The sequence below is a fragment of the Peribacillus sp. NPDC056705 genome (assembly GCF_043656335.1).
This window is the reverse complement of record NZ_JBHTYI010000064.1, coordinates 343-5,556: the sequence shown is the minus strand read 5'-3', so window position 1 is coordinate 5,556 and position 5,214 is coordinate 343. Positions and strand designations below refer to the sequence as shown.

The 5,214-nt window shown below is 49.4% G+C and carries 5 protein-coding genes; 1 reads left to right on the top strand and 4 read right to left on the bottom strand.

Annotation, left to right across the window (positions count from 1 at the left end):
• Window positions 1-528 (top strand): sulfite exporter TauE/SafE family protein (locus ACFRAK_RS27055; RefSeq protein WP_394572892.1); only part of this gene is annotated, 528 nt, incomplete at its 5' end.
• Here ACFRAK_RS27055 and ACFRAK_RS27050 read toward each other — a convergent pair.
• From ACFRAK_RS27050 to ACFRAK_RS27035, 4 genes are all read right to left on the bottom strand, one after another.
• On the bottom strand, window positions 494-1,840 hold the full coding sequence (locus tag ACFRAK_RS27050; protein ID WP_394572891.1) for an RNA polymerase sigma factor: 1,347 nt from the start codon (window positions 1,838-1,840) through the stop codon (window positions 494-496). The two genes, ACFRAK_RS27055 and ACFRAK_RS27050, sit on opposite strands and share 35 nt — an antisense overlap.
• A 137-nt stretch (window positions 1,841-1,977) precedes the next feature.
• Window positions 1,978-3,294, bottom strand: a complete 1,317-nt coding sequence (locus tag ACFRAK_RS27045; protein WP_394572890.1) for a polysaccharide deacetylase family protein — start codon at window positions 3,292-3,294, stop codon at window positions 1,978-1,980.
• A gap of 45 nt (window positions 3,295-3,339) precedes the next feature.
• Window positions 3,340-4,083, bottom strand: coding sequence for a hypothetical protein (locus ACFRAK_RS27040; protein WP_394572889.1), 744 nt, complete (start codon window positions 4,081-4,083; stop codon window positions 3,340-3,342).
• Between the two features lie 185 nt (window positions 4,084-4,268).
• The coding region (locus ACFRAK_RS27035) for a glycerophosphodiester phosphodiesterase family protein (protein WP_394572888.1) at window positions 4,269-5,214 on the bottom strand (946 nt) is incomplete at its 5' end.

Sequence of the window (5,214 nt, the reverse complement as noted above, 5' to 3'; positions counted from 1 at the left end):
GATGTGGATTTTGGTATGCTCAAACGATTGATCATCGGAAGCGTAGTTGGGTTACCCATCGGCATTATCATTTTCTCGGTGATCCAAATCCATCAGCTGAAGCTTGGGGTAAGCTTGATTATCCTAGTCTTGACCGCCTTACTGATGCTTCAATTCCGCATCCGCCAGACTCGGGGAAGGGATGGGATAGCTGGAGCTATTTCTGGCTCGCTGACGACAAGCATCGGCATGCCAGGTCCACCATTATTGCTGTATTTCTCCGGTACGGATACACAAAAAGAGAAGCTGCGGGGAACCACGCTCGCCTTCTATCTATTCATATATACGCTAAGTCTTGCCATCCAAGTAATTGTGGCAGGCACGAGCAAGACGGTCTGGCTCTCCAGTAGTATGGCACTTCCCTTGGTGTTCGTCGGTCTGTTGCTGGGACAGCGGTTATTCAAAGTGATAAATCAGCGAGTCTTTCAAATCTTTACGTACGTTATTCTGATCTTCACGGGCGTGTACATGCTGATGGAGAGCCTGTAGGATCATGGTCTGTTAAAATCATGTGCTGTGTCAGGGAGTTCGCTACGGCAATCAAATGTTGGGAGTCCCAGTCGTTTGAGTTTGACGTGATCTCATACTGAATGGCTTGGTTAAGGGAGTTATCCCATTCAGCCCAGATCAACTGCTGTATGCCGGTATTGCTCAGATATACGGCCTCGTGGCCTCTGATCGTCAGCGGTTGGATGGTTTGACCCATCATGTCGGGCACCTGAATTCGACTTTTTGTTGTTTTGAATATCCGGTACTCCCATGGAAGGCCATCTTGCTGATAGATGAGCTGAATGCCGACGATCACATCATTTGGATGCAAGTCGCGTACAATGACAGATTTCCCTGTGCGTCTTGCTTCCGCAGCCATACTCTCAATATCTTCCTCACTTGCGTTATCAAAACCGTTGTACACCAGAATATCCCGTGGAAGCACATTCGCAGGCAGGAGTGGTTTTAAGGGGATAACGGCAGCCATCAGCGCTTCTAGTCCTTGCGTCCATGGTAGGGCCCGATAGTTTGTTTGTTGGTTAACCGTGTTGCCTTCACCCGCGATATAGATCGCTTTTCCTTCTCCGGGGGATAATGACTGGATTACCATCTGGATGGTTTCTTCCATCTGATTGGTAGGGCAAGCCGGGGCTAAGGAGTCGATCTGGATCTTGGCGAGCACTTGACCGTGGCTGCCGCGCATCTCGATGATATGCTGCATAATCCGCTCACTAAGCTGAGCTCTAGGCTGGCTCGACGGATGTATTTGTTGCGTCTTGGTTAGATGTTCCTTCATCTTTCGAAGCGCTTGGTGCAGCCTTGATTTCACGGTTCCGACAGGAATATTCAGCAGCTCCGCTATTTCTTGCTGTGAGTAGCCTTTCAGATAGCGAAGAACGAGAACCTGTCTAAGCTTGTCTGATAGAACATCCAGCTCATGGAGCACACACTCGTCGGTGAAGTCGACTTCTGACGCGGATGCTCCGCTGTGCAGGATATATTGTCTGTCGCGTTCCTTTTGTTCCTTACGTAACTCCTTCCAGCGTTTGCGCCGGTAAGATTGAAGCTGCCGCAGCGTGATCCCGTATAGCCAACCATGGAGGGAACGCGTGGGGTCGAACTGGTTCAGGTTGCGATATAGCTCCAAATACACGTTCTGTGTGATATCTTCAGCATCGCGAATAGAGCCGTCGCTCAAGATGAACAGGGTGCGGTACACCCGATCTACCGTTTGGGTATAAATATGCTGGAAAGCCTCTTGTTTCCCGTCCAGCACGGATTTCACAAGCTCAGATAGATGAATGTCTGACAACAATAAACCCTCCTTAGGATCTTCGTTATCTCTACTTGGTCATTTTCTCATAAATCGTTCGATTCGTGATGAAAAAGATTTCAAGATCGAGCATAAGAAGTTAGGGAGGGTTTAATTATGTATTTACATATTACCGGTTATCTCAAGCCTACGATTTTAAGTCCTTGCGCTTGCAGGTCCGCTATAATCTGCGGGAGGACATCGACTACGGCCTGGGATTCGTGCAGCAGGATAATGGAGCCTGAAGGATCAATATGCCGCACGTACTCCAGTATTTTGCCTTCATCCCGTGTTAGCCAATCCTCAGGATCACGATTCCACAACACCATCTTCTGCTGCTGCTCATCCATGATTCGTCCCGTATGATCATTAAAGGCGCCATAAGGCGGGCGAAAGAGCGAGACCTCCTTCTTGGTAATCGATTCAATTAACCGGGAAGAACGCTTAACCTCGTCAACTTGTTCATCATACGACAGGCTGGGTAGATGGGCGTGGCTCATGGAATGGCTGCCTATCGGATATCCTGCTGCATGGATGGCCGCTACGCCCTTTGGATATTTCTTGACGTTATTGCCTATGAAGAAGAAGGTCGCTCCAACTTCATGCTCTTTCAACACATTCATGATGTCCACTGAATATTTGGATGGGCCATCGTCGAAGGTGAGGGCTACATAGCCCTTGGGAATGCTGTACACCAGGGAGTCTTGCAGCTCCAGATGAGGCGTCAATGGCGGAGCGATATCGAAATCGCTGTCCGTACCTGAAACCTCGTCTGTATTAAGAGCCTGATCCTGCAGTACAGGCACCGCAGCGTTCATGGTCAGCAGGTTCATTGGCCGTGGAACGTTAAAGAGAACGGTCGTGACGTCCTCTTTTGCCGTCGCAGCCTGATGCAGCCTGGCTTTGCTCGGATAGGCCGCGTCGAAATTGCTGAGCAGCAACACCAGCATGATGCTGGTGAGGATGGCGGTTGTCAATTTAAATGCATGCGAATAACGTCTTTTCCTCGTACTCGTAACCGGGTAGGTACCTAATATTTTGCCTTGGTATGGTGAAGCAGTTGTCGCTTCTTCCACCTGCGACTTCGGCAGGGTTAAGAAGGGCAGGGCAAGAATGTCCCCGATCTGCTCCAGCTGCTGTATCGCAGCTAACTCATCCTTAAACTGTTCAGAGCAAGCAAAAGATAATCGCTCACTTTGATCACGATAGGTCCGGATGACGGTACCTCTGTGCTGATGTTGAATCATATCCCATGTCGTATGTAGAGATAATCGATATTTATGATTTCCGGTATAACGGTTCATGACCGATTTCAAGCACCTTGCGGTGTCATCATCTGTTGCCCAGTATAGATCTGTGTTCTCTTCACCAAGCAACCGGATATGTAGCGAGGAGGCGTCGGGGTCTCCGTTAACCGCAAGCAACTCGATCACTTTTCCATAGGAGTCTGGCATGAGAGGCCCCCTTTCTCTAGTTGCGATTCTATTCTAATTGACTGCTTATTCAGCCGACGATGTGCCCGTCGCTCCCTTGGATTGGAAGGAGAAGGACATCTTCTCCGTAAAATCGTGGATGGTCTGCATCAGCTTGGCCTTCTCCTCCGTAATGCTCTGGTATTGCTCGGCATACTTCCGGTTGGAGATTTCCAGCTCGCGAATTTTCTCTTCCAGATGGTTGATCTTCAGCATTGCTTGGTATTGTGCATCCGTTGATTCTTCCTGGAGCTTGCTGTACTTCGCCGTCTCGGTCTCGAGTTGGCCTGACAGCTTCTCGTAGGCTAGATTGGAAGCCAACTGATATCCCTTATAATCTTCCAGCAGTTGATCGTAGCTCATCTGCTTGTTCGTCAGTACATTCTCCAGTTCGCGGATCTCTTTGTTCTTCTCCGAGAGCAGTTGATCCTTCTTGATCTGTTCATGTTTATAGCGGTTGATCGTTTCGTTCGCGGCGAATAGCTGCTCTTCCAGCCCTTTGTTCTTATAAGAAAGCAACTGGCGTTCCTTCAACATATTCTCAATCGATACAATGACATCAAGGCCGATTTTGTCCTGATTGTCTTTGGTGAATAACCCGTTGCTACTCTCCCCACCGGATCGTTCGGATGCTGTCGTATACAGAGCCGGTTCCTCGGCAGGTTCGATGACAGCAACCTCCTGCGGTTCTGACGGCTTCTCGGTCTGACTCTGGTTCGAGCGGGCGCCCTTAAACCAAGCCATTCCCTTCTTCTCTGTATCTTTGGCCAATGCATATCAACTCCTAATAATTCCAATATATGTAATATGAAATGATTGAAAAAGACCTATACTAATAATAATCGGTAGAAATGCCCCAAAAACTTTGCCTGATTGGGCTATTTATATAAAAAAAGCCCCGCAAATAGCGGAGCTCTATCATTATTCATTCATATCTATGATTTTTGAAATATCGACTATTCGGGTAAAGTGAACTCCGGTGCGATGACATCCACCCGGTTGGTCCAGATGCCGCCGCTATATTGATCCGGCAGGCGTTCCAGGTCCTCTATGGTGTCAAACCCCTCAGACCAACCGCCCTTGCCTGCTACCAGAAAGACTCGCGTATTCATGCCATCCATCCGGTTCAGGAATTTATCCGGCCATCCCCATAAGTAGCGAGCGTACTTCTCCGGGATGTGCAGTTGAGTATTGCGGCAGACCGAAGGGATATAACCGCTCCACCCTGCTCCGGCATAAGATACGAGGCAGCTCTTGAGGCTGTCTGCTGACATGACGCGCAAGGATGGGAGTGCAGTGTGGAGAATGCCAATGGGAGCATCGTCTCCGTATATTGCGAGCTGACTGAGTCTCTTAACGGGTAACCCGGCTAAATACTCAGCCAATTGCTTGCCTTCTTCCGGGTTGGTGCTTTTGATGTGAATGAGGAATTCGCCGTCCGGGAATGCCGTCAACACCTCATCCAGGGACGGAATCATGCCGACACCCTTGCCGCGGAACGGATAAGTGACCCCTTCATCTGCCGTATATCCGTAACCGATATCGATGTGTTTGAGTTCCTCCATCGTATAATCGGATATAGAGCCGGTGACGTTGGTACGACAATCGAGCGTCCAATCATGGAACACGGCGAATTGTCCATCCTTAGTTGGCTTAACGTCGAGTTCAACAATGTCGGCCCCGGCGGCAAAGGCGGCCTCCATGGAGGGGAGCGTATTCTCCAGATAGGCGTGCTCAGGCACATAGATGCGTGAGGCGGTACAGGTATCGGCTTCGATGCCTTCCATCGGAAAGGTTTGGCCGATGCCCCGATGAGCGAGCAGGACGGGTCCCCCGTCACGTTGCTCCGTAAATAACGATGTATTATTTAAGAATAGAAAGACTACGACGGTGAGTAAAAAC